The 23681-nt window shown below is 71.1% G+C and carries 19 protein-coding genes; 16 read left to right on the forward strand and 3 right to left on the reverse strand.

The window, feature by feature from the left end; genetic code table 11:
* Positions 1-33: 33 nt before the first annotated feature.
* A complete protein-coding gene (locus EDF51_RS00840) occupies positions 34-1098 on the reverse strand; it encodes a phosphatase domain-containing protein (protein ID WP_111085765.1) in 1065 nt (354 codons plus the stop codon).
* A 139-nt stretch (positions 1099-1237) separates the two neighbouring features.
* Here EDF51_RS00840 and EDF51_RS19745 point away from each other — a divergent pair, with 139 nt between their 5' ends.
* The 13 genes from EDF51_RS19745 (at position 1238) to holA (ending at position 18420) form a co-directional block, all read left to right on the forward strand.
* On the forward strand, positions 1238-1885 hold the full coding sequence (locus EDF51_RS19745) for a TetR/AcrR family transcriptional regulator (protein WP_185003108.1): 648 nt from the start codon (positions 1238-1240) through the stop codon (positions 1883-1885).
* 215 nt (positions 1886-2100) lie between these two features.
* Positions 2101-3024, forward strand: a complete 924-nt coding sequence (locus EDF51_RS00850) for an ATP-binding cassette domain-containing protein (protein ID WP_134193538.1) — start codon at positions 2101-2103, stop codon at positions 3022-3024.
* On the forward strand, positions 3021-3737 hold the full coding sequence (locus EDF51_RS00855; RefSeq protein ID WP_123292494.1) for an ABC transporter permease subunit: 717 nt from the start codon (positions 3021-3023) through the stop codon (positions 3735-3737). Before EDF51_RS00850 ends, EDF51_RS00855 begins: the two co-directional genes overlap by 4 nt.
* A complete protein-coding gene (locus tag EDF51_RS00860; protein ID WP_111085762.1) occupies positions 3734-4462 on the forward strand; it encodes an ABC transporter permease in 729 nt (242 codons plus the stop codon). The genes EDF51_RS00855 and EDF51_RS00860 overlap by 4 nt, the downstream gene beginning before the upstream one ends.
* Positions 4459-5379 carry an ABC transporter substrate-binding protein gene (locus tag EDF51_RS00865; protein WP_123340387.1) on the forward strand — a complete coding sequence of 307 codons (921 nt, stop codon included), beginning with the start codon at positions 4459-4461 and terminating at the stop codon, positions 5377-5379. The genes EDF51_RS00860 and EDF51_RS00865 overlap by 4 nt, the downstream gene beginning before the upstream one ends.
* Before the next feature lie 274 nt (positions 5380-5653).
* On the forward strand, positions 5654-7066 hold the full coding sequence (locus EDF51_RS00870) for a cytochrome ubiquinol oxidase subunit I (RefSeq protein WP_123292497.1): 1413 nt from the start codon (positions 5654-5656) through the stop codon (positions 7064-7066).
* Between the two features lies 1 nt (position 7067).
* A complete protein-coding gene (gene cydB / locus EDF51_RS00875; protein WP_123340389.1) occupies positions 7068-8072 on the forward strand; it encodes a cytochrome d ubiquinol oxidase subunit II in 1005 nt (334 codons plus the stop codon).
* 10 nt (positions 8073-8082) lie between these two features.
* Positions 8083-9741 carry a thiol reductant ABC exporter subunit CydD gene (gene cydD, locus EDF51_RS00880; RefSeq protein ID WP_131878952.1) on the forward strand — a complete coding sequence of 553 codons (1659 nt, stop codon included), beginning with the start codon at positions 8083-8085 and terminating at the stop codon, positions 9739-9741.
* Complete coding sequence (gene cydC / locus EDF51_RS00885; protein ID WP_131878950.1) at positions 9738-11426, forward strand: thiol reductant ABC exporter subunit CydC; 1689 nt, start codon at positions 9738-9740, stop codon at positions 11424-11426. Before cydD ends, cydC begins: the two co-directional genes overlap by 4 nt.
* Positions 11427-11476: 50 nt before the next feature.
* Positions 11477-14017 carry a leucine--tRNA ligase gene (gene leuS / locus EDF51_RS00890; RefSeq protein WP_131846233.1) on the forward strand — a complete coding sequence of 847 codons (2541 nt, stop codon included), beginning with the start codon at positions 11477-11479 and terminating at the stop codon, positions 14015-14017.
* Between the two features lie 211 nt (positions 14018-14228).
* Complete coding sequence (locus EDF51_RS00895) at positions 14229-14945, forward strand: helix-hairpin-helix domain-containing protein (protein WP_243833980.1); 717 nt, start codon at positions 14229-14231, stop codon at positions 14943-14945.
* A gap of 3 nt (positions 14946-14948) precedes the next feature.
* Positions 14949-17576: a ComEC/Rec2 family competence protein gene (locus tag EDF51_RS00900; RefSeq protein WP_134193540.1), complete on the forward strand. Its 2628-nt coding sequence runs from the start codon at positions 14949-14951 to the stop codon at positions 17574-17576.
* Positions 17461-18420, forward strand: a complete 960-nt coding sequence (holA, locus tag EDF51_RS20225) for a DNA polymerase III subunit delta (protein WP_243837072.1) — start codon at positions 17461-17463, stop codon at positions 18418-18420. The genes EDF51_RS00900 and holA overlap by 116 nt, the downstream gene beginning before the upstream one ends.
* A gap of 225 nt (positions 18421-18645) precedes the next feature.
* Here holA and rpsT read toward each other — a convergent pair whose 3' ends face one another.
* The gene (rpsT, locus tag EDF51_RS00910) at positions 18646-18906 is read right to left on the reverse strand and encodes a 30S ribosomal protein S20 (protein WP_111085752.1); all 261 of its coding nucleotides are present in this window, start codon (positions 18904-18906) and stop codon (positions 18646-18648) included.
* A 200-nt stretch (positions 18907-19106) separates the two neighbouring features.
* Here rpsT and EDF51_RS00915 point away from each other — a divergent pair, with 200 nt between their 5' ends.
* Positions 19107-20273, forward strand: a complete 1167-nt coding sequence (locus EDF51_RS00915) for an aminotransferase class I/II-fold pyridoxal phosphate-dependent enzyme (protein ID WP_133938209.1) — start codon at positions 19107-19109, stop codon at positions 20271-20273.
* 144 nt (positions 20274-20417) lie between these two features.
* Complete coding sequence (gene lepA, locus EDF51_RS00920) at positions 20418-22265, forward strand: translation elongation factor 4 (RefSeq protein ID WP_123292544.1); 1848 nt, start codon at positions 20418-20420, stop codon at positions 22263-22265.
* Between the two features lie 131 nt (positions 22266-22396).
* Here the strand turns inward: lepA and EDF51_RS00925 are convergent, their stop codons facing one another.
* Positions 22397-22888, reverse strand: a complete 492-nt coding sequence (locus EDF51_RS00925) for a hypothetical protein (RefSeq protein WP_131878942.1) — start codon at positions 22886-22888, stop codon at positions 22397-22399.
* 140 nt (positions 22889-23028) lie between these two features.
* On the opposite strand from EDF51_RS00925, the gene EDF51_RS00930 reads away from it, so the two are divergent.
* Positions 23029-23676 carry a DUF1990 domain-containing protein gene (locus EDF51_RS00930; RefSeq protein ID WP_111085748.1) on the forward strand — a complete coding sequence of 216 codons (648 nt, stop codon included), beginning with the start codon at positions 23029-23031 and terminating at the stop codon, positions 23674-23676.
* Positions 23677-23681: the final 5 nt, after the last annotated feature.

A 23681-nucleotide genomic window follows, 5' to 3' on the forward strand; every position in this document is an offset into this window, starting at 1 on the left:
GGCCGTGTGCCGTCGGTGTGCCTGAAGCCTCGCTCAGGCCGGGTCGGAGGCGTCCGCCTCGGCGAGCCCGACCCGCGCGAGTTCGGACCAGAGCCCGGCACCGTCCGGTGCGTAGACCCACGGCGCCGAGGTGTCGCGGGAGCGTTCCTGCGCCCGGGAGCGTCCGCCGGCCAGGACCGCCTCGCTCGTGGACAGCTGCCGGATGGCGACGCCCGCGACGTTCTCCGGGTGCTCGCGGGCGAACTCGCCGTACAGCGACTCGTCGTGCTGGCCGTCGTCGCCGACGAGCAGCCACTGCACGTCCGGGAAGTCCTTCGCCAGGCGCCGCAGGTTCTGCTGCTTGTGCAGCTGCCCGCTCCGGAAGAAGCGGTCGTGCGTGGGGCCCCAGTCGGTGAGCAGGAGCGTGCCGGACGGGTACATGTTGCGGGTCAGGAAGCGCTGCAGGGTCGGCGCGACGTTCCAGGCACCGGTGGACAGGTACACCGTCGGGGAACCGGGGTGCTGCGCCTGCACGCGTTCGTACAGCACGGACATGCCCGGCACGGGGCGGCGGGCGTGCTCGGTGAGGACGAAGGAGTTCCACGCCGCCAGCATCGGACGGGGGAGCGAGGTCACCATGACGGTGTCGTCGATGTCGGACAGCAGCCCGAAGCGGGTGTCGGGGTGCACGACGAACACGTCCGCCTCGACGTCGCGCCCGCCGCCGGCCGACAACCGGACGGTGCGCCAGCCCGGCTCGAGGTCGATCGGCACGATGGTGTCGACGACCCCGCCACGGTCGGTCTCGACGACGTGCGAGACCCCACCGGCGGTGACGGTGACCTCGGCGTGGTCGACCGCGACGCTCGTGAAGCTCTTCCACCCGCGGACACCGGCGTACGAGACGTCGGAGGCGAGGCCACGGCGGGTCAGCAGCACGCGGCAGAGGATGCGGACCCATCCGGGAGCGCCGTAGCCGGTGTAGGGGACGACGGTCGGGACCAGGCCACGGCTTCGGGCGCGGTGCTCGCGGAACTCCTGGACGGCGTCCTCGATGCGGGCCGCGCGGTGCAGGAGCGGCTCGGCCAACGACGGCTCGTGGGGCGTCGGGTCGGGCATCGCCCCATCATCCCATGCAGGACCCGGAAGTCCACGTCCCGCGGCACCTGTGGTGAGTCGCAGCCATGTTCCAGCCGGTCTCTGCGAAAATCGTCCTCGTCACACCAACGAACCGCGCTGGAGCGCAAGAGGAGAACACGTGCTCGTCACCGAGGTAACGAACGCTCTGCCGGGGGGATCATCACTGCTCAGGAACGAGCCGGTCCAAGCCCGCAGTTCGGCGCGCCTCGCGGGTCTGCTCGACGCTGCTGCCGCGGTGATCGACGAGATCGGGTTCGAGCGACTCACGACCGCGATGGTCGCCGAGCGGGCCGGAGCGTCCATCGGCACCGTCTACCGCTACTTCCCGGACCGCATCGCCGTGGTCGACGCCCTCGCCATCCGCTGCACGCAGCGGCTCGCAGCGCGCTTCGTCGCGGCGCTCGACGCGAGCGGCGCGGAGACCTGGCAGCAGGCCTGCGACGCGCTGATCGACGAGACCGCCGAGCTGTACCGCACCGAGCCCGGCTTCCGCGCGATCCGCTTCGGCGACACCGCGGACACCGGCACCGGTGACGCCGAGGACCGCATGGGGGCGCTCGGCGCCGCCGTCGGGCAGATCATGCGCGACCGCTTCGGGCTGCCCGACAACGAGCGCATCGCACGTGCCTGGGTGGTGCTGGCCGAGTCCGGCCACGCCGTGCTGGCGCGGGCCCACCGCGACCGCGAGCACCCCGACACGGCGCTCATCGCCGAGTACCGCACGATGAGCCGTGCCCACATGGAGTCCGTGGTCGCCGCCGGCTGACCGCCGCTGGGTCCCGCACCCATCCGACGATGCCCGTGCTTCCGAACAGGGGGCGCGGGCGTCGTCGTCCGCGCTGGTTCCGTCGTGCGCTCGGTCCGGTCCACGGCGGTGCGCACCTGTCCGGGACGCGCCGCGTGCCGGAACGGGTGAACCGCTGTCGGACCCGACGGGTACTCTCATCCGGAGTCGGGCTACCTCCGAACAGAAGGGCACCCATGATCGAGTTCCGCTCGGTACGAAAGACCTACCCGGACGGCACCACCGCGGTCGACGACTTCGACCTCGTGATCCCGTCCCGGACCACCACCGTCTTCGTCGGCTCCAGCGGCTGCGGCAAGACGACGCTGCTCCGGATGATCAACCGCATGGTCGACCCCACCTCGGGTTCCGTGCAGATCGACGGATCCGACGTCTCCGGCGTCGACCCCGTGAAGCTCCGGCGGAGCATCGGGTACGTCATGCAGAACTCCGGTCTGCTGCCGCACCGCAAGGTCGTCGACAACATCGCGACCGTGCCCCTGCTCACCGGGGTGTCGAAGGCCGACGCCCGCACGCGTGCGCTCGAGCTCATGGACACCGTGGGACTCGACCGGGCGTTCGCCGACCGGTACCCGTCCCAGCTGTCCGGCGGGCAGCAGCAGCGCGTCGGTGTGGCCCGCGGCCTCGCCGTCGACCCGAACATCCTGCTCATGGACGAGCCCTTCGGTGCCGTCGACCCGCTGGTCCGCAACGACCTGCAGGACGAGCTCATCCGCCTGCAGCGTGAACTCGGCAAGACGGTCGTGTTCGTGACGCACGACATCGACGAGGCGTTCAAGCTCGGCGACCAGGTCGTCATCCTGAAGAAGGGCGGCGAGATCGCCCAGCAGGGCACGCCGTCCGAGATCCTGGCCGAGCCGGCGGACGACTTCGTCGCGAACTTCATCGGCGTCGGCCGCGGGCGTCGGTCGCTGCGCGTCGAGCACACCCCCACGGGCCCCATCGTCGTGGACGGCGACGGGCGTGCAGCCGGTGTCCTCACCGGACCGGTCAACGTCGTCGACGCCGCCGCAGCGGTGCAGGCCGACCCCGCATCGAACCAGGCCGGAGCGTCGCACGACGCCCCGGGTGCTCCGGCGCAGGGTGAGGGCACGCGGTGAAGTGGGTCCTCGCAAACCTGGACACGATCCGTGACGCCACGGTCGCGCACCTGGCCATCGCCATCCCGCCGATCATCATCGCGTTCCTGCTGTCCATCCCCATCGGCTGGCTCGTCGTCCGCCTCCAGCGCCCCGGTGGATCGCGGTTCGCCTCGGGTGTCGGCAGCGGCATCGTGACGTTCGCCGGGCTGCTCTACGCGATCCCGTCCCTGGCGTTGTTCGTGGCGCTGCCGGGCATCATCGGCACCGGGCTGCAGAGCCCGGTCAACGTCGTGATCGGGTTGACCCTGTACGGCCTCGCGCTCATGGTCCGGTCGACCGTCGACGGGCTCACCTCGGTGGACTCGGGGACGAAGTCGGCCTCGACCGCGATGGGCTACTCGTCGGCGCAGCGGTTCTTCCGCGTCGAACTGCCGCTGGCCGGGCCGGTGCTGCTCGCCGGGCTGCGGGTGGTCTCGGTGTCCACGATCTCGCTGACCACCGTCGGCGCCGTCCTCGGCATCCAGAGCCTCGGGTCGCTGTTCACGGACGGCCTCGGGCGCGGGATCTACGAGGAGATCATCTCCGGCATCGTCATGGTCCTCGTCCTGGCGTTCGTGCTCGACGGGATCCTGGTGCTGCTCGGCCGGATCGTCATGCCGTGGACCCGGACGACCTCGGTGTCGCGTCGCCGGACCCGCCGTGTCCTGCAAGCAGCGGAGGTCGCCTCGTGATCATCGGACAGGCCTTCGCCTGGGTCTTCGACCCCACCAACTACTCCGGGTACAACGCGATCCCCGGCCGCCTCTGGGAGCACATCTGGATCACGCTGCTCGCCGTGGTGATCGCCTCGGTGATCGCCGTGCCGATCGGGTACGCCATCGGCCACACGCGCCGCGCACGGGGCTTCTCGATCGCCGTGTCCGGCGGGATCCGCGCACTGCCGACGCTCGGCGTGCTCTCCCTGTTCGGGCTCCTGCTCGGCATCGGCCTGCAGGCTCCGCTCCTGGCGCTCGTCGTGCTCGCCATCCCCTCGGTGCTGGCCGGTGCGTACTCGGGCATCGAGTCGGTCGAACCCGTCACCGTCGACGCCGCCAAGGCCCAGGGCATGACGGGGTGGCAGATCCTGTGGAAGGTCGAGGTCCCGCTCGGCCTGCCCCTGCTGATCGGCGGCTTCCGCGCAGCCGTGCTGCAGGTCGTGGCCACGGCGACGCTCGCCGCGTACGTCGGTGCCGGCGGCCTCGGCGGCTACTTCTTCCTCGGTCTGAAGACCCAGGACTACGCCGAGATGCTCGGCGCCTCCATCCTCGTGATCGCACTCGCGATCGCGTTCGAGATCGTGTTCGCCGTGCTGCAGCGGGCGTCGGTGCCCAAGGGCACCGCCGACCCGTCGGCCCGGCAGCGCCAGGGATCGCGCGAGCGAGCCCGCAATCCCATCCCGGAAGGAAATCCATCGTGATCACAGCAAAGATCCGTGCGGGCGTCGCAGCAGCGCTCGCACTGGGCGTCGCCGCCGCCCTGACCGGCTGCGCGTCGAGCGACCCGCTCGACAGCGGCTCCAGCGCGTCGTCCGACTCCAAGACGATCGTCGTCGGCTCGCAGCAGTACTACTCGAACGAGATCATCGCCGAGCTGTACGCACAGGTCCTCGAGAAGAACGGCTTCGAGGTCAAGCGCAACTTCAACATCGGGCAGCGCGAGGTCTACATCCCGCAGCTCGAGAAGGGCGCGATCGACGTCATGCCCGAGTACAGCGGCAACCTGCTGCAGTACTTCGACAAGGACTCCACGGCGAAGACCGCCGACCAGATCGACGACGGCCTCGAGACGGCGCTGCCGAAGGGCCTCCGGGTCCTCGACGAGGCCGAGGCGACCGACCAGGACAGCTACACCGTCACGAAGAAGTTCTCCGAGGACAACGACGTGACGAGCCTGGCCGACCTGAAGGACGTCACGTCGAAGCTCACCGTCGGCGCGAACTCCGAGTTCCAGACCCGTCCGTACGGTCCGAAGGGCCTGAAGTCGGTCTACGGCGTCGACGTCGACTTCAAGGCGGTCGAGGACTCCGGCGGAGCCCTGACGGTCAAGGCGCTGAAGGACGGCACCGTCCAGCTCGCCGACATCTACAGCGCCGACCCGAGCATCAAGGCGAACGACTTCGTCACGCTCGAGGACCCGGAGAACCTGATCCTGCCGCAGAACGTCATCCCCGTCGTCTCCGACAAGGTGAACGACAAGGCCGCGGACGCGATCGACTCGGTCAACGAGAAGCTGACGCCCGAGGCCCTGATCGAGCTCAACACCAAGAGCACGGCGGACAAGGAGAAGGCGTCCACCATCGCCAAGGAGTTCCTGACCGACGAGGGCCTGCTGTAACAGCAGTCCTCGTGCGTTAGACGACAGGCGTCGGGCAACTGCCCGGCGCCTGTCGTCGTTCGGCGGAGCGGGGATCGGCACATCCGTGCCGCACGGTTGTGCCGTGCAGCACCCTTGCACGTTCGTGCAGGGAACATTTCTACAAGTTGTCGAAGTCGGTGGTGACGCGGTACCGTTGAAGAGTCCCAACGGCTGTGACATCTGATGTATCCGTTCCACAGGAAGACACTGACGTGCACCGACTGCGCGCGGCGACCCGACTGGGAAGTGCCGCATGACCGACCTCCTCGACCCGCTCATCCTGTCGCGGTGGCAGTTCGGTCTGACGACCATCTACCACTTCCTCTTCGTCCCGCTGACGATCGGCATGGCCGCCGTGGTGGCCGTGTTCCAGACCGCCTGGTACCGGACCGGTCGCGCGCATTACCTGCAGCTGACCCGGTTCTTCGGACGCATCTTCCTGATCAACTTCGCGATGGGCGTCGTGACGGGCATCGTGCAGGAGTTCCAGTTCGGCATGAACTGGTCGAACTACTCGCGCTTCGTCGGTGACGTCTTCGGCGCCCCGCTCGCGCTCGAGGGGATCCTGGCCTTCTTCTTCGAAGCCGCGTTCATCGGCGTCTGGATCTTCGGCTGGGACCGCTTGCCGAAGGGACTGCACCTGGCGAGCATCTGGTGCGTCAGCGCCGGCACGATCATGTCGGCGTACTTCATCATCGCCGCGAACGCGTTCATGCAGCACCCGGTCGGCTTCTCGATGAACGAGGCCAAGGGCCGCGCGGAGCTCACCGACATCTGGGCGGTCCTCGGCAACAAGGTCGCCCTCGCCGCCTTCCCGCACACGTTGTTCGCCTGCTTCATGGTCGCCGCAGCAGTGATCATCTCGGTCGCCGCCTACCACCTGGCGCGGAACCAGAACCTCGAGACGATGATGCCGGCGCTCAAGTTCGGCATGTGGACCATGGTGGCTGCGGGGGCCCTGACGGTGCTCACCGGCGACCAGCTCGGCCTGACCATGGTCGACACCCAGCCGATGAAGATGGCCGCGGCCGAAGCGCTCTACAACACGGCGACCGGCAAGGACGCCTCGTTCTCGATCTTCACGCTCGGCACCCCCGACGGCGTGCACGAACTGTTCTCGATCCGGGTGCCCTACCTGCTGTCGTTCCTGTCCACGCACACCTTCAACGGCACGGTCGAGGGCATCAACGACCTGCAGGCGCAGTACACCCAGGTGTACGGGCCCGGCGACTACAAGCCGATCATCTGGGTCACCTACTGGTCGTTCCGCTGGATGATCGCGCTCGGCGTCGGTGCGGTCATGGTGTCGCTCGCCGGCCTCTGGCTGACCCGCAAGGGCCGGTTCCCGACGAAGCGCTGGATCTGGCGCGTCGCCACCTGGACCGTCCCGCTCCCGATGGCCGCGATGATCGTCGGCTGGATCTTCACCGAGATGGGTCGCCAGCCGTGGCTCGTGTTCGGGTTGCTCAAGACCAGCGACGGCGTCTCGCCGAACGTGACCGGGCTCGAGGTCCTCATCTCGCTCGTCGTGTTCACCGTGATCTACGGCTCGCTGGCGGTGGTCGAGTTCAAGCTCATCAAGAAGGTCGCGCAAGAGGGCCCTGCCGCTCCGGCAGAGGTCGACGAGGAGACCGGCGAGGTCAAGCACGAAGTGACGGTGTACTGAGATGGATCTGCCTGTCCTCTGGTTCGCGATCGTCGGCGTGTTCTTCGTCGGCTACTTCGTCCTCGACGGCTTCGACTTCGGGGTCGGCATGTCCCTGCCCTTCCTGGGCAAGGACGACACCGACCGTCGGGTGCTCATCAACACGATCGGCCCGGTCTGGGACCTCAACGAGACGTGGGTCATCGTCGCCGGCGCCTGCCTGTTCGCGGCGTTCCCCGAGTGGTACGCGACGATGTTCTCCGGGTTCTACCTGGCGCTGCTGCTCATCCTCGCGGCGCTGATCCTGCGCGGTGTCTCGTTCGAGTACCGCCACCAGAACAAGCACCTCGAGTGGAAGCGTCGCTTCGACCTGATGATCATCGTCGGCTCTGCCCTGCCGTCGTTCCTCTGGGGCGTCGCGTTCGGCAACGTCGTCCGCGGGATCCCGATGGACTCCGGGCACAACTACACGGGCACGCTCTTCGACCTGCTCAACCCGTTCGCGCTCCTGACCGGCGTGGCGACGCTGCTGGTGTTCTTCACGCACGGCGTCGTGTTCGTGGCGCTGAAGACCGAGGGCGAGATCCGCGAGCGGGCGAAGCGCCTGGCGACCCGGGCCGGCATCCTGACGATCGTCGTCGGTGCCGCGTTCCTGGTCTGGATGGCGTTCGTCCGGGCGACCCCTGCCTCGCTCGTGCTCTCGGTGGTCGCGGCACTCGCGCTCGTCCTGGCCGTGCTGTGCAACGCCTGGGGCAAGGAGGGCCGGGCGTTCACGCTCATGGCCGTCACCATCGCCGCGATCGTGCTCGCCATGTTCACGGCGATCTTCCCGGACGTCATGCCCGCCACCAACGACCCGGCGAACAGCCTGAACGTGTACAACGCCTCGAGCGGTTCGTACACGCTGACGGTGATGAGCTGGGTGGCGCTGATCTTCGTGCCCCTCGTGTTCGCGTACCAGGCCTGGACGTACTGGGTGTTCCGCAAGCGTGTCTCGCGGGCCCAGGTCACCCAGGCCGCGCACTAGGCAGGCGACGGTGAAGCCGCTCGACCCGCGACTCCTGCGCCTGTCGCGGACGGCGCGCGGCTTCATCGTCGCGGCCGCCGGCACCGGCGTCCTCCGCACGGTCGCGACCATCGCGATCGCGTGGGGGATCGCCGCCGCCGTGACCCTCGGCATCGACGCGGTCCAGGACGGCAGTGTCCCGGGCGCCTTCGGGCAGGCGCTCGCGCTGCTGGGCGGCGCGTTCGTGCTCCGTGCCGTGGCGGCCTGGGCGACCGACGACCTGGCCGCCCGCGCCGCGGCGAAGGTGAAGAGCGAGATGCGCACCACGGTGCTCGCCCGCGCCGCCGAGCGGGGTCCGTCCTGGCTGGCGGGCCGGTCGAGTGCGGGGTTCGCCACCACCCTCGGGCCGGGCCTCGACGCGCTCGACGCCTACTTCGGTCGCTACCTGCCGCAGCTCGCACTCACCGCGATCGCCACACCGCTGCTGCTGGTCGCGATCGGCCTCGGTGACCTGACGAGCGGGCTGATCATCCTGTTCGCCCTGCCGGTCATCCCGGTGTTCATGATCCTGATCGGACTCGCGACCCAGTCGTTGCAGCGGAAGCAGTCCGATGCCCTCGCCAAGCTCGGCGGTGCCTTCCTCGAGGCCGTCGAGGGCCTGGCCACCCTCAAGGTGTTCGGTCGCGCCCGGCGCCAGGTCGGCCGCATCGGCGCCGTCACGGACGAGTACCGTCGCGGCACGCTCGGGGTGCTCCGGCTGTCGTTCGTCAGCGGGTTCGCGCTCGAGCTCGCCGCGAGCCTGTCCGTCGCCCTCGTCGCGGTGTCGATCGGCATCCGGCTGGTCGACGGCTCGCTCGGGCTCGGCGCCGCGATGTTCGTCCTGGTGCTCGCCCCCGAGGCGTTCGCCCCCATCCGCCAGGTCGGCGCGGACTTCCACGCCGCCCAGGACGGCGTCGAGGCATCGGCAGCGGTCCTCGACGTCCTCGACGACGACACGGAGCCCGCGCCGCACCACGACACGGACCCCGCGGCGACCGCTCCGGCTGCCGCGGCGCTGGCCGTGCACGGTCTGACCGTCCGCCGGCCCGACGTGGTGATCGGCCCGCTCGACCTGCACGCCGACCCCGGCACCGTCGTCGTGCTCGCCGGTCCGAGCGGCTCGGGCAAGTCGAGCGTCATCGCCGCACTCCGCGGCGTCCTGCCGCACGACGGCACCGTGGTCGTCCCGGGCGCCGCCGGTACGACCGCCGCCGGCCGCACCACCTGGGCCGATCAGCGACCCCGCCTCGTGCGCGGGACCGTCGCCGAGAACGTCGCGCTCAGCGCGACCCCCGACGCCGTGGACGTCCAGACCGCGTTGCGCGACGCGGGGCTGGGGGTCGACCCGGGCCTCCCGATCGGCGCCGGCGGCAGCGGACTGTCCGGCGGCCAGGCGCAGCGCGTCGCCGTCGCGCGGGCGCTGTACCGCGCCCGCCGCGTCGGCACGCCGTTGGTCCTGCTCGACGAACCGACGTCGGCGCTCGACGCCGAGGCCGAGGCCCACGTCGTCGCCGCGATCCGCGGCCTGGCGGCCGACGGCGCGGTCGTCGTGGTGGCCAGCCACCGACCGGCGGTCGTGGCCGCGGCCGACGTCCGGGTCGACATCGGCACCGGTGGGTCGGTCACCGTCCGGACGGGGGTGCGCGCATGAGCCGGGAGGCTCGTGGCGCGTCGGTCCTGCGCCTCGCGATGCCCCACGGGTCGGGTTGGGCGAAGGCGGTCGCCGCCGGCGCGCTCAGTGCGGTCTGCGCCGTGGCGCTCCTCGCCGCGAGCGGCTACCTCATCACCCGTGCCGCGGAGCACCCGCCGATCCTCTACCTGACCCTCGTGATGGTCGGCGTGCGGGCGTTCGCACTCGGGCGTGCGGCGCTGCGCTACGTCGACCGGCTCGCCGGGCACGACGCGTCCTTCCGGCAGCTCGCGGTGGTGCGCACCGAGATGTACCGGCGGCTCGCCTCGGTCGCACCGGCAGGGCTCGGCAGCACCGGCCGTGGCGACCTGATGACCCGCCTGGTCACCGACACCGACCGGCTGCAGGACCTGCCCATCCGCGTCGTCGGGCCGCTGGTGTCCGCCGGGGTCGTCGCCCTGCTGTCCGTCGTCGCGGTGGCGATCGTGTCGGTGCCGGCCGCCCTCGTGCTCGTGCTCGGCCTGGCGGTCGCGGCGCTGCTCGGGTCGGTCGTGACGGGGTCGATCGCCGAGCGCTCCGACCGTGAGACCGCGGCGGACCGTGGTCGGGTCGCCGACCTCGTGCTCGACACCGTGCGGACGCTCGACGTGTTCGCGGCCTACGGCACCCTCGACGAGCGGCTGGCGCACATCGCCCGTCTCGACGCCGGCGTCACCCGTGCGGTGCGCCGCCGTGGCACGGTCGAGGCGCTCGTCGGTGCCCTGGTCGGGCTGGTCGGCGGCGGCGCGGTCATCGGGATCCTGGCCGTCGGTGCACCCGCCGTGGTGTCCGGGGCGCTCGACGGACCGCTCTGGGCACTGACCGTGTTCGTGCCGCTCGCCCTGTTCGAGGTCGTCGGCGGGGTCCCGCTCGCCGTCCTCACGCTGCGCCGGGTGCGCGCCGCCGCCGAGCGGGTCGAGCAGGTCGTCCCGGCACGGGTGCCCGCGGGCATCGTGCCCGAACCCGAGCAGGACGCCGACCCGGCCGAACTGGCGGTGTCCGGTCCGGTCACCGTGGCGGTGCGCGACCTGACCGTGCAGTGGCCCGGAGCCACGACGCCGGCGGTCGACGGGGTCTCGCTCGACCTGCACCCCGGCGAGGTCGTCGTGCTCGAAGGGCCGAGCGGCGCGGGGAAGTCCACCCTCGTCGACGCGCTCGTCCGGTTCGTCGACCACCAGGGCTCGTACACGCTCGACGGGGTCTCGGCGAAGGACATGCACCCCGACGCCGTCCGTGCCCGCATCGGGCTCATCGAGCAGGACCCGTTCGTCTTCGACCAGTCCGTCCGACAGAACCTGCTGTTCGCCCGCGAGACCGCGACCGACGACGAGCTGCTCGCCGTGCTCGACCGGGTCGGCCTCGGCGAGTGGGTCGGACGTCGCGGCGGGCTCGATGCGTCGGTGGGGGAGCGCGGTGGCCTCGTCTCCGGCGGACAGGCGCACCGGCTCGCCCTGGCGCGCGCGCTCCTGCACGCGTTCCCGGTGCTCGTGCTCGACGAACCCACGGCCGACATCGACCCGGACCTCGGCGACGCCGTCCTGCACGACCTCGTCACGACGGCGCGCGCAGCGGGACGGACGGTCGTGATCGTGTCGCACGTGCCGGTCCGGGCGGACCTGGTCGACCGCACCCTGCGGATGGCCGCCGGCCGCCTGCTCGTCGGATGACCCGACAGGCGGACGCTGGACGGGCCTCCCGGCTTGTATCGTTGACGTCCGTGACCACCGAGCAGCACGCCGAGGACCCGAACGCCTACGACTTCCGTCGTATCCAGGAGAAGTGGCAGCCCCGCTGGGAAGAGCTCGGGCTCTTCACCACCGACCTGGACGACACGCGTCCGCGCAAGTACATCCTCGAGATGTTCCCGTACCCGTCCGGCGACCTCCACATGGGGCACGCCGAGAACTGGGCCCTCGGCGACTTCGTGGCGCGCTACTGGCGCCAGCAGGGCTTCAACGTCCTGCACCCCATCGGCTGGGACTCCTTCGGTCTGCCCGCCGAGAACGCCGCGATCAAGCGCGGGGTGGACCCGAAGGACTGGACCTACGCGAACATCGCGCAGCAGAAGGCGTCCTTCAAGCGCTACGCGCCGTCGTTCGACTGGAGCACCGAGATCCACACCTCGGACCCCGAGTACTACAAGTGGAACCAGTGGCTGTTCCTGAAGATGTACGAGAAGGGCCTGGCGTACCGCAAGGACAGCTGGGTCAACTGGGACCCGGTGGACCAGACCGTGCTCGCGAACGAGCAGGTCCTGCCCGACGGCACCTCGGACCGCTCCGGCGCCGTCGTCGTCAAGAAGAAGCTCACGCAGTGGTACTTCAAGATCACGGAGTACGCCGACCGCCTGCTCGACGACCTCAACCAGCTCGAGGGACGGTGGCCCGCCAAGGTCATCGCGCAGCAGCGCAACTGGATCGGCCGGTCGGTCGGCGCCGACGTCGACTTCGTCATCGAGGGCCGTGACGAGCCCGTCACGGTGTTCACGACGCGTCCCGACACGATCCACGGCGTGACGTTCCTCGTCGTCGCACCGGACTCGGACCTGGCGGCGTCGCTGGTCGCTTCAGCGTCCTCCTCCGTCCGTGCGGACTTCGATGCCTACCTCGTCGCCACCCAGAAGACGTCGGAGATCGACCGGCAGAACGCGGACCGCCCGAAGACCGGTGTGCCGCTCGGCCGTTTCGCGATCCACCCGCTGACGGGGGAGCGCCTGCCCATCTGGGCCGCCGACTACGTGCTGGCCGACTACGGTCACGGCGCCGTCATGGCCGTCCCGGCGCACGACCAGCGCGACCTCGACTTCGCCCGGGCGTTCGACCTGCCCGTGAAGGTCGTCGTCGACACCAACGCCGCGGTCACCGGAGCGATCCCGGTGATCACCGAGGACACCGAGCTGCCCGACCTCAACCCCGCCACCACGGGCGAGGCACTGACGGGTCAGGGCCGGATGATGAACTCCGGCCCCCTCGACGGCATGTCGAAGCAGCACGCGATCACCGCCGCGATCTCCCTGCTCGAGGAGCGCGGGACCGGTCGCGCCGCCAAGACCTACCGCCTGCGCGACTGGCTCATCTCGCGCCAGCGCTTCTGGGGCACGCCGATCCCGATCATCCACGGCGCCGACGGCAGCGAGCACCCCGTGCCGCTCGACCAGCTGCCGGTGCGGCTGCCCGACACCGAGGGGCTCGACCTCAAGCCCAAGGGCACCTCGCCGCTCGGCGGAGCGACCGACTGGGTCAACGTCCCGAACCCCGTCGACGGTACGCCCGCGCTCCGTGACACCGACACGATGGACACCTTCGTCGACTCGTCGTGGTACTTCCTGCGCTTCCTGGCGGCGAACGACGACACCCAGGCGTTCGACCCCGCGGTCGCCCGCAAGTGGGCGCCGGTCGACCAGTACATCGGCGGGATCGAGCACGCGATCCTGCACCTGCTGTACGCGCGCTTCGTCACCAAGGTGCTCTTCGACCTCGGTTACCTCGACTTCACCGAGCCGTTCTCGGCACTGCTCAACCAGGGCATGGTGCTGTCCGGCGGCTCGAAGATGTCGAAGTCCAAGGGCGGCGTCTCGCTCGGTGACGAGCTCGACGCGAACGGCGTCGACGCGATCCGCCTGGTGATGGGCTTCGCCGGCCCGCCCGAGGACGACATCAACTGGGAGGACGTCTCGCCGTCCGCCTCGGCACGCTTCCTGGCCCGCGCCTACCGCTTGGCGACCGACGTCACGTCGACCCCCGACGTCGTCTGGGCCGAGGGCGACCGCGCCCTGCGCCAGGTGACGCACCGGTTCCTGGCCGATGCGCCGGGCCTGATGGAGTCGTTCAAGTTCAACGTCGTGATCGCGCGGCTCATGGACCTGGTCAACGTGACCCGCAAGGCGATCGACAGCGGCCCCGGTGCCGCCGACCCCGCCGTGCGCGAAGCCGTCGAGACCGTCACGCTCGGCCTCGCCGTGTTCGCGCCGTACACCGGCGAGGAGATGTGGGAGCAGCTCGGGTACGAGGCCACCGTCGCGCTGCACGGTTGGCGGAAGGCCGACCCGACGCTGCTGGTGCAGGAGACCCTCACCGCCGTCGTGCAGGTCAACGGCAAGGTGCGCGACTCGTTCGAGGTGTCGAAGTCGATCGAGCCGTCCGAGCTCGAGGAACTCGCGCGGAACTCGGCGAACGTGCAGCGGTACATCGGTGACCGCGAGATCGTGAAGGTCATCGTGCGGGCGCCGAAGCTCGTGAACATCGCCATCAAGGGGTAGTCCTCGGGCGGCGCGGCCGTCCACAGGGTGGGCGTCTGGCCGTCCACAGGGTGGGCGTCTGGCCGTCCACAGGGTGGGCGTCCGACGCACCTGTCCACAGACCAGCATTCCGGAGCCCGGCCGATCGGCCGGGCTCCGTAGCGTTCGGGGCATGTCGTCGCCATCGTCACCGGACCCTCGGTCAGTGGACGGCGCGCCCGCATCGGGACGCGTGCCCTGGTCGCGACTGGTGCTGTCGCCGCGGGCCGCGGTGGTGCTGGCCGGGGTCGTCGTGGCTGTGGCGCTGGTGGTGGTCCTGGTCGGGTCGCTGACGGGGCGTGGTGGTGCCGGCGCGGGCGGGGTCGTCGTCAGTAATGCGCCCACCGCCGGCGCGCCGACTGCCGGGGTGCCGACCGCTGGTGCGCCCACCGCCGGGGTGCCGACCGCTGGGTCTGGTGCGGCGCGTGTGGTGGTGCACGTGCTCGGGGCGGTCGAGCGCGACGGCGTGGTGCGCCTGCCGCCGTCGAGCCGGGTCACCGACGCGATCGAGCGGGCCGGCGGCGCGACGGCGGACGCGGACCTCGACCGACTGAACCTGGCACGGGTCCTGACCGACGGCGAGCGGCTGTACGTGCCGCGCGTGGGCGAGGACGAGGTGCCGGCGGCGCTCGATCCGGTCGACGGCGGTGCGGCCGCGGCGGGCAGCAGCGGGGGCAGCAGTACGGGTGCCGCGGCTGCCTCGGGAACCGGCGCCGACTCCGTCGTCGACCTGAACAGCGCCGACCAGGCTGCGCTCGAGACCCTGCCCGGCATCGGCCCGGGCTTGGCCGGCCGGATCCTCGCCTGGCGCGACGAACACGGCCGGTTCACCGCGGTCGAGGACCTGCTCGACGTCAGCGGCATCGGCGACGTCCGGTTCGCGGAGCTGCGTGACCGCGTGCGGGTCTGAGCCGTGCCCCTGCAGCTGCGACCCAGTGCGACGGACCTGCGGGTTGCGGTGCCGGTGGCGATCGCCTGGATCGTGACGACCGTGCTCGTCGGGGGACCGACGGCAGCGCCGGTGGTCGGGATCGTGGCCGCCGTGCTGGCCGTACTGGCCGTGCTCGCCGGAGGGCGTGCGGTCGTCGCTGGTCGTCGTCGCTCGGGCCGTCGCTGCCGCACCGTGACCGCCGGTGCCGGCCCGGTGCTCGTCGCGGCGGCGCTGACCGCGTTGCTCGCGGTGTCGGTCACCGTGGGGGAGACCCGACGGACGCCGGAGGTGCTCCGGGCACTCGCCTCCGGACCGGGCACCGTCTCGTTCGACGCAGTCCTGTCGCGCGACCTGGGCCCGGGTGACCGCTCCGTGCTCGCGACGCTCGAGCGTGCCGACACGGAGCGTGCGCTCCGGGTACCGGTCCGGCTCGTCCCGCCGGGCGACGGTGCGCTCGTCCCGCCGGGTGACGATGACGACCGCGTGCTGGCCGCGGGCACGCGGGTGACCGGCACCGGGACGATCGAGGCCGACCTCCCCGGTTCCGCGACCGCGTTCGTGCTGTTCCTCCGGGGTGTGCCCGCCACTGAGCCACCCGGGGGACTGCTCGGAGCCACCGACACCGCGCGTCGGGCCTTCGTCCGTGCGACGGCGGACCTGCCCGAGCCCGGGGCCGCGCTCCTGCGAGGCCTGGCGATCGGCGACCGGTCCGGCCTCGACGCCGCGACCGAGGCAGCGATGGAGACCTCGGCGCTGACCCACCTGACCGCGGTGTCCGGGGCGAACTGCGCGGTGATCGTCGGCCTCGTCGTGGTGGTCGGGCGACTCTGCGGGGTGCCTCGGGGGCTCCGGGCGGCGTCGGCCGTCGCCGTGCTGCTCGCGTTCGTGGTGCTCGTACGGCCAGACCCGTCGATCGTCCGGGCCACGGTGATGGCGGTCGTCGTGCTGGTCGTGCACCTGTCCGGCCGCCCCGTGCGTGGCGTGCCCCTCATCGCCCTGGCCGCGATCGGCATGCTGGTGGTCGACCCCTGGTTCGCGCAGTCGTTCGGGTTCGCGCTGTCGGTGCTCGCCACGACCGGCATCGTGGTGCTCGGACCACCGCTCACCACGCTCCTCGCCCGACGGCTGTGGAACCCGGCGGCCGCTGCCCTCGCCGTGCCGGTAGCGGCGCAGGTCGCCTGCTGGCCCGTGACGATCCCGCTGTCCGCGGCGCTGCCGACCTACGCGGTGCCGGCGAACCTGCTCGCCGAGCCCCTGGCACCGATCGTCACCGTCGTCGGCCTCGGTGTGTGTCTGCTCGCGCCGGTCTGGCCGTGGGGTGGGTCGGTGCTGGCAGCCGTCGCCTGGGCCCCCGCGTCGGCGGTCGGCGGCATCGCCCACGGCGCAGCGCTGCTGCCGTACGCGTCGGCGCCGTGGCCGGGTGGGACCGTCGGGGTGGTCGGCGCCGTGGTCGTCAGCGCGTGCCTCGCGGTCGCCGTGCTGAGCACTCCGATGGTGCGGAGCCGCCTGCTGCTCGTCGCGGGAGTCGTCGTCGTGGTCGGTGTCGCCGCCGTCGCGGTACCCGTGCTGGTCGTGCGCGGTACCGTCCCGCGCGACTGGGCGGTCGCGGCGTGCGACGTCGGACAGGGTGACGCCGTGCTGGTCCGTGGCGGCGACAGCACGGCACTGATCGACACCGGGGACGACCCGGACCGCCTCCGGGCCTGCCTCGACCTGCTGCGGGTCCGCCGGATCGACCTGCTCGTCCTCACGCACTTCGACCGCGACCACGTCGGGGCGGTCGACGAGGTCGCGGGCATCGTCGACACGGCGCTCGTCGGACCCGTCGGCCGTGCGTCGGACAGCCGCGTCGTGCAGGACCTGCAGCGCGGCGGCGTCGACGTCCGGCAGGCCGACGACCGGGTGTCCGGTGTGCTCGGGCCGCTCGGTTGGCGCGTGGTGTGGCCGCGGGCGGGCAGCCCGGACGCCGGCAACGACGCGAGCATCGTGCTCGTGACCGAACCGCTGCCGGGCGGCGACTGCCCCACGTGCCTGTCCGGGGTGTTCCTCGGCGACCTGGGGGAGACCGCGCAGCGTCGGGTCCGCTCCGGCAGTGCGCTCCCCGACGGCGCCGTCGACGTCGTGAAGGTCTCGCACCACGGTTCGGCCGACCAGGACCCGCTGCTGTACCGGCAGCTCGCGGCCCGCGTCGGACTCGTCGGCGTCGGCGCGGACAACACCTACGGCCACCCGACACGGTCGGCGCTGTCGACGCTCGCATCGTCGGGGACCGCCACCTACCGGACCGACGAACTCGGCACCGTCGTGGTGGGTCGGACGGGTGCGGACGACCTGCGGGTGTGGACGGAGCACACGCCGTCGGTGGCCGCCCGTAGGATCGTCGGAGCACTCGTCGCACCGGCACCGTCCGGGTCGGCACCACCGGAAGGACCGCATGCCCGCCAAGAAGCCCGCGCGCGCCGCAGCGAAGATCGACCAGGTCCCCTGGTCGGGGATCCGCCCGGCCCCGGTCGTGCTCGTCACCGGGCCCGAGGCGTTCCTGGCCGACCGGGCGAGCAGTGTGCTCAAAGACCTGCTCGTGGGCGAGGACCCGGCGCTCGAGGTGCATGACCTCGAGGCCGACCAGTACGCTCCCGGGCTGCTCGCGACCCTCGCCAGCCCGTCGTTGTTCGGCGAGCCGCGACTCGTGCGGGTCACCAACGTCGAGAAGTGCACCGACGCCTTCATCACCGAGACCATCTCGTACCTGCAGGCCCCGGCCGACGACGTCACCCTGGTGCTCCGGCACGGCGGCGGGGTGCGTGGCAAGAAGCTGCTCGACACGATCCGCAGCGGGGTCGGCGGCGGGGTCGAGGTCCTGTGCGACGAACTCAAGCGCGAGACCGACCGCATCGACTTCGTCAACGCCGAGTTCCGCGCCGCCCGACGCAAGATCGCGCCGTCGGCGGTCCGCACCCTCGTGGTCGCCTTCGCGGACGACCTGGCCGAGCTCGCCGCCGCGTGCCGCCAGCTCCTGGCGGACGAAGCGCAGGAGATCACCGACAAGGTCGTCGACAAGTACTACGGCGGCCGCGTCGAGACGAACGCGTTCAAGGTGGCCGACATCGCCCTGGCCGGACGGTCCGCTCCGGCGATCGTCGAGTTGCGGCACGCGCTGGCGACGGGCGAAGCACCGGTGCCGATCGTCGCGGCGTTCGCGAGCAAGATCCGCACGATGGCGAAGGTCAGCGCGTTCCGCGGGCCGAGCGGTCAGGCGGCGTCGGCGCTCGGCATGGCTCCGTGGCAGGTGCAGCGCGCGCAGCGTGACGTCGCCTCGTGGAGTGAGACCGGTCTGGCGAACGCGATCACGAGCATCGCCGAGGCGGACACCGCGGTGAAGGGCGGCTCGCGCGACGCGCACTACGCACTCGAGGTCATGGTCCGCACCATCGCCCGACGCGGCGAGGCGCGCTGAGGCGACCCGCGCCTCCCGGTCGTCGCGCGCTCGTCGCGCCCACACCCGCGCACTTGGTGAGCAGAAATGGTCGAGTGCCGACCGGCACTCGACCATTTCTGCTCACGAAGCGTGCGGCTCGCCGCCGCCACCACCCAGACGCCCACCGCCCACGCCCAACACACCCCGCACATGACGAAGGCCCCACACCGTTCGGTGCGGGGCCTTCGTGCAGCGCTCAGGAGATCAGAGCGACGCAACCTTCTTCGCGATGGCCGACTTGCGGTTCGCGGCCTGGTTGCGGTGGATGACACCCTTGCTCACGGCCTTGTCGAGCTTCTTCGACGCGGTGGCCAGAGCGGCAACGGCCTTGTCCTTGTCGCCAGCGGCAACGGCGTCGTTGGTGTGACGGATGAACGTCTTCAGCTCCGACTTGTAGGCCTTGTTGCGCTCGGTGGCCTTGAGGTTGGTCTTGATTCGCTTGATCTGCGACTTGATGTTCGCCATGTGTAGCTCCTGCTTCGTCTCGTACGGGTGGGCGCGACCGCGGGGTAGAGGGGCCCTCGGTCGCATCGCGTTCCACCCGTGGGCGGGGAACGCGCAAGCCAGCCACCAACATTACCAGGCGAACGGCCCGCCACCAAAGCACGAAACACCGCCGGATCGGCGTGATCTCGCGGCAACATGCACCGGATACGGTGACGGGCATGCCATCCCTCGCGCCTCGGATCGACACCGTGCCCGCCTCCGGCATCCGGAGGGTCTTCGAGCAGGCAGCGCTGCTGCAGTCCGCCGGCACCGCGGTCACGATGCTCGTGATCGGTGAACCGGACGTGGCCGTGGCGCCGCACATCGGCGACGCGGCCCGTCGCGCGTGGACCGAGGACCGCACCGACTACACGCCGAACGGCGGCATCGCACCCCTGCGCGAGGCGATCCGCGACAAGCTCCGCCGCGAGAACCGCATCGAGGCCGACCTCGAACAGATCTGGATGACGATCGGTGCGACGCAGGCCTTGTTCCAGGCGATGACGCTGACGCTGAGCCCCGGCGACGAGGTCCTGGTGCCGGACCCCGGCTACACGACCTTCACGATGAACGCGCACATCCTCGGGGCCACGCCGGTGCCGTACCGGCTCGAACCGCAGCACGGGTTCGAACCCGACCTCGAGGCACTCGAGGCGAGCGTCACCGAGCGCACGCGCGTGCTCGTGGTGAACTCGCCGTCGAACCCGCTCGGCTCGGTGTTCAGCGAGGACACCCTCCGCGCGCTGCTCTCCTTCGCGAAGCGGCACGACCTGTGGGTGATCAGCGACGAGGTCTACGAGTACTTCACCTACGGCACCCGTCACGTCAGCCTGGCCGCGCTCGACGAGGACGACCGGGTGTTCTCCGCGTTCTCGCTGAGCAAGACCTACGCGATGACGGGTGTCCGGGTCGGGTACCTCGTCACGCCGAAGGGCCTCGGGCCGACGATGCGCACCACGCAGGAGGCGATGATCAGCTGCGTCGCCGAGCCCGACCAGTACGCGGCGCTGGCGGCGATCGTGGGGGACCACTCCGCGGTCCGCGACGCCCGCGAGCACTACCGGGCGAACCTCGAGGTCGCGAAGGAGGTCCTCGACGCCGCCGGGATCCGGTACCTCGACCCGCGGGGCGCCTTCTACCTCTGGGTCGACGTGTCGCACGCCTCGGACGGCGACGTCGCGGCGTGGGCGCTCGGCCTCCTGCAGCGCGAGGCCGTCGCGGTCGCGCCCGGCAGCGCGTTCGGCCGCACCGGCGAGGGCTGGATCCGCGTCTGCCTGGCCGCCACCCCTGACGACCTGCGGCGCGGCCTGGGCGCGTTGCCGGCGCCGGCGCACGCTTCCGTCTGACGGCGGCGACCGTCCGGACCGGGGCGGGTGACGCACGGGAGGCCCGCCCCGCGTTCCGCATCGCACGTCGCGCAGCCGCGCCGTGCCTCCAGAGCGGGTGAAGCATGGGAGACTGGGCCGACCGTCCGACCCACCTGAGGAACCGTGAGCCCACAAGCATCCGCTCCGCTCGAGCCCGCCGCGACCCCGGCCGGCGCGATCCGCAACTTCTGCATCATCGCGCACATCGACCACGGCAAGTCCACGCTGGCCGACCGCATGCTGCAGATGACCGGCGTCGTCGAGGAGCGCGCGATGCGCGCGCAGTACCTCGACCGCATGGACATCGAGCGCGAGCGCGGCATCACGATCAAGTCGCAGGCCGTCCGCATGCCGTGGGAGCTCGACGGTGAGACCTTCGCGCTCAACATGATCGACACCCCCGGGCACGTCGACTTCTCGTACGAGGTCTCGCGTTCCCTGGCAGCGTGCGAGGGCGCGATCCTGCTCGTCGACGCCGCCCAGGGCATCGAAGCGCAGACGCTGGCGAACCTGTACCTGGCGCTCGAGAACGACCTCGAGATCATCCCGGTCCTCAACAAGATCGACCTGCCGGCGGCCGAACCCGAGAAGTACGCGGCCGAGCTCGCGCAGCTCATCGGCGGCAAGCCGGAGGACGTCCTGCGCGTCTCCGGCAAGACCGGCGTCGGTGTCCCCGAGCTCCTCGACCTGGTGGTCCGGCGTGTGCCGGCACCGGTCGGCGACGTCGAGGCCGCGCCCCGCGCGATGATCTTCGACTCGGTCTACGACAGCTACCGCGGCGTGGTCACGTACATCCGGATGATCGACGGCTCGATCAAGCCGCGCGAGAAGGTCCAGATGATGTCGACCAAGTCGACGCACGAGATCCTCGAGATCGGGGTGTCGAGCCCCGAGCCGATCCCGACGAAGGGGCTCTCCGTCGGCGAGGTCGGCTACCTGATCACCGGCGTGAAGGACGTCCGCCAGTCCAAGGTCGGCGACACCGTCACGAGTGCGCAGAAGCCCGCGACCGAGGCCCTGCCCGGCTACACGGACCCGAAGCCGATGGTGTTCTCGGGCCTGTACCCGATCGACGGGTCGGACTACCCGGACCTCCGTGACGCGCTCGACAAGCTCAAGCTCTCCGACGCGGCGCTGGTCTACGAGCCCGAGACGTCCGTGGCGCTCGGCTTCGGCTTCCGCTGCGGGTTCCTCGGCCTGCTGCACCTCGAGATCATCACCGAGCGGCTCTCGCGCGAGTTCGGCCTCGACCTCATCACGACCGCGCCCAGCGTGATCTACGAGGTCACGAACGAGGACAACTCCGTGACCGAGGTCACGAACCCGTCCGAGTTCCCCGGCGGCCGCATCGTCGAGGTCCGCGAGCCCATGGTCCGCGCGGCGATCCTCGCGCCGAAGGACTACGTCGGCGCGATCATGGAGCTGTGCCAGTCGCGCCGCGGCTCGCTGCTCGGCATGGAGTACCTCGGCGAGGACCGCGTCGAGATCCGTTACGAGATGCCCCTCGGCGAGATCGTGTTCGACTTCTTCGACCAGCTGAAGAGCAAGACGCAGGGCTACGCGTCGCTCGACTACGAGCCCATCGGCGACCAGGCGGCCGACCTCGTCAAGGTCGACATCCTGCTGCAGGGCGACCAGGTCGACGCGTTCAGCGCGATCGTGCACCGCGACAAGGCCTACGCCTACGGCACGCTGATGACCGAGCGGCTGCGCAAGCTCATCCCGCGCCAACAGTTCGAGGTCCCGATCCAGGCGGCCATCGGCGCGCGGATCATCGCCCGCGAGAGCATCCGCGCGATGCGCAAGGACGTCCTGGCGAAGTGCTACGGCGGTGACATCACCCGCAAGCGCAAGCTCCTCGAGAAGCAGAAGGAGGGCAAGAAGCGCATGAAGACCATCGGCCGGGTCGAGGTCCCGCAGGAAGCCTTCATCGCCGCGCTCTCCGGCGACGTGGAAGAGAAGAAGAAGTAGTAGCGCGCGTCGCGCCGGGTTCCGACGTTTCGCGCTGAGCGACACCGCACGCGCCGGGGCGGCCGTGAAGTGTCGCTGGGCGCGAGAGTTCGCCCGGGCCGGTCGGCGCCGGCAGCCGCGGTCGGGCGCCGTCAGCGAAGGCGCGCGGCGCGGGTCCGCAAGGCGGCCAGGCAGAGGGCCGGGAGGCTCGCGGCGGCCAGTCCCGCCAGTGCGGTCCGCACGATGGTCCAGCCCGCAGCCGCTGCGAAGTCGTCCTGCGCCCCCGCGGCGATCCCGGCGAGCACGGCACCGACGACCATCGTGAGCGTCACGGCGGCGAGCAGGCGCGGCAGTCGCGCCGCGCGGTGCCGACGGACCGCCACGACCAGGGTGGCTCCGAACAGCAGCACACCCGCCCCGGCGCAGCACGCACCGACGCCGGCGATCGCGTTCGCGGTGTCGAAGGTGTCCCACTGCGCGGCCGGCACTGTGACGTACCGCGTCGACGAGCCGATGCTCGCCGTCGTCGCGTCGACCAGGACACGCGCGAGTGCGGCGGCGCCGAAGGCGACGAGCGTGAGCGCGGCGAGCGTCGTGGTCCGACGGTCGACGGACCGCCAGGGCGCGGGGGTGGAGCGGGGCACGCTGCAACGATAGGGGCGGGGCGGCCGCGAGTCGGGCCTCCAGTTCGGGGTGCACGCGAACCGGACGACGAGACCCGGTCGACACGACCTGAGCGGTGATCGGTTCGATCCGACGGGTCAGGCGCAAGTAGGCTGGCGGCATGAGCATCCGCGGGAGCTACCGGACCGCCCTGACCTACGGCGCGGTGGGGGCGACCCAGGCGTCGGACCTCATGACGTACCCGCCCGAGGGGTTCACGCCCACCGAGTCGCGTGCCCGGATCGGGCACGGCGACCAGCGGTTCGAGACCGCGGTGACGCAGGCCCTGACGTGGCAGATCCAGGAGCGCAGCGGTATCCGCGTGCGCGTCGAGGAACAGCCCGACGACGACGAGGTCCGGTACAACCCGGTGACGTTCGACGACGACGGCGTCCCGATCGCCCCGGCCTCGATCGGCACGCCCCGGGTCGAGAAGTTCGCGCCCGACGGCACACCGCTGGTGACCGCCGGCACGTCGGCGACGCTCACGATGCACGCCTTCGGGCGGACCGTGCAGGCGCCCGTGCGGGTCGTGTCGATCATCGACGAGCACGACCGCAAGGGCTTCGCGTACGGCACGCTCGAGGGGCACCCGCTCTCCGGCGAGGAGTCGTTCGTCGTCGAGCGCACGTCGGACGGCTCCGTGTGGCTGCAGATCCGGCAGTTCTCGCAGCCGTCGAGCCGGAAGTGGCAGTTCGTCGCGCCGCTGCTGCGACGGCAGCAGAAGGTGATGGCGGAGCAGTACCTGGCGGCGCTGCGGGGCGACTAGCGGCG

This window comes from Curtobacterium sp. PhB25 (assembly GCF_004365375.1).
Classification (GTDB): Bacteria; Actinomycetota; Actinomycetes; order Actinomycetales; family Microbacteriaceae; genus Curtobacterium.